Origin of the sequence: Thiorhodococcus mannitoliphagus (genome assembly GCF_010915725.1) — a bacterium.
Classification (GTDB): domain Bacteria; phylum Pseudomonadota; class Gammaproteobacteria; order Chromatiales; family Chromatiaceae; genus Thiorhodococcus; species Thiorhodococcus mannitoliphagus.
The window spans coordinates 1-1,459 of sequence record NZ_JAAIJR010000323.1 but is presented as its reverse complement, the minus strand read 5'-3'; the positions used below and the strand labels follow the sequence as shown (position 1 = coordinate 1,459).

General features: G+C 67.6%; 2 protein-coding genes and 1 pseudogene. All 3 read left to right on the top strand.

Going from position 1 to position 1,459, the window contains the following annotated elements:
• On the top strand, positions 1 to 300 hold a 300-nt coding region (traL, locus tag G3480_RS26610; RefSeq protein ID WP_476718477.1), incomplete at its 5' end, for a type IV conjugative transfer system protein TraL.
• Between the two features lie 10 nt (positions 301 to 310).
• Entirely contained in the window at positions 311 to 928 is a 618-nt protein-coding gene (locus tag G3480_RS26605; protein ID WP_164657205.1) for a TraE/TraK family type IV conjugative transfer system protein, read from the top strand.
• 46 nt (positions 929 to 974) lie between these two features.
• Positions 975 to 1,459, top strand: a pseudogene (locus G3480_RS26600) (hypothetical protein); the annotation flags it as partial.

Sequence of the window (1,459 nt, the reverse complement as noted above, 5' to 3'; positions counted from 1 at the left end):
CCGGAGCGAGCGACCCCGATGGCGACCCTGGAGCTGCCCCGTCACATCGACGATCCGCCGAACCTGCTGTTCTGGCGCATCGACGATGTCACGCCCTTCTTCCTGGTGCTGGTGATCGGCATCCTGGTCAATCAGCCGCTGATCTTCATCCTGCTCGGGTTGGTCACCGTGCGCCTTTATCGCCGCTTCCGCGAGAGCCGCGCCGACGGCTATGCGCTGCACGCGCTCTACTGGATCGGCCTCATGCCGATGGGGCATCGCTCTACGCCCAATCCCTTCGTGCGGCGCTACCTGCCATGAAGCCGCGCGGATGAACCTGGTGCGCTTCCGCCAGACCTGGCAGCGCCTGGTCACCGAGAACCGCTTCCACCGCGGTCTCCTGATCGCGCTCCTCACCACCAACCTGCTCACCCTCGGCGCGCTGCTGCAGGCCGAGCGCACCGTGGTGCTGGTGCCGCCGATCCTGGAGAGCCAGGTCAATGTGGCGCGCGCCTCCGCAAGCCAGGAGGTCAAGGAGGCCTGGGGTCTCTTCGTCACCGAGCTGCTCGGCAACGTCACCCCGACCAATGCGCCCTTCCTGCGCCGTACCCTCGAACCACTGCTCAGCCCGAGTCTCCGTCGCGCCATCGCCGGGATTCTGGACGATCAGGTCGAAGCCCTGAAGCGCGACCGGGTGAGCGTGCGCTTCGCCCCCGAACTCGTCCAGTACGAGGCCGACAGCGACCGGGTGCGGGTGAGCGGCAAGCAGGTCATCACCGGCCCCGGTGCCGATCCGGTGACCCGACCCCGGACCTACGAGGTGCAGGTCGCCTTCCGCAACTACCGACCGCTGATCACGTACCTGGACGCCTATCAGGATGCGCGCGAGCGCAAGCAACGCGGAGCGGATGCAACGGCAGACGTCGCCCCGTCGGCGTCGACCCAGTGACAACGCCCGGGCCGTCCATCCGCCCGATCGATCGAGGACTTGAGACATGCCAAGCGACCGCCTGCCTTGCTCCCGAGCTCCGCTGTCATTGCTGATGATGAGCCTGGCGGTCTTCGTGACGGGTATCAGCTCAGCGGTGGCCCAGCCCGAGGACATCGGCATCGAGCTGCCGCCGATCCCGGACGCCGTGCTCGCCGGTGAGTGGACCCTGGAACCGGACGACTGGGGTGGGCGCTTCCTGCGCGTGAAGGCGGAGTCGCCGGCTCCGAGTCCGACCCACCTCGAGGTCGGTCCGGTGACGGTTGAGGCCACCATCGGCGTCAACCTCATCCTCGAGATCGCCATCGATCACCTCAACCGCATCCTCACCCCGTTCCCGAACCCGCAGGTGCGCACCGTCTCGGACGCCAGCACCCGTGTCGACGGCTCGGCCATCTATGTCGCCACTGGGAACGAGACGCCGGTGACCCTCTTCGTCAGCGATGCCTCGGACCCCAACCATGCGCTGTCCCTGACGCTCGCCCCACGGCG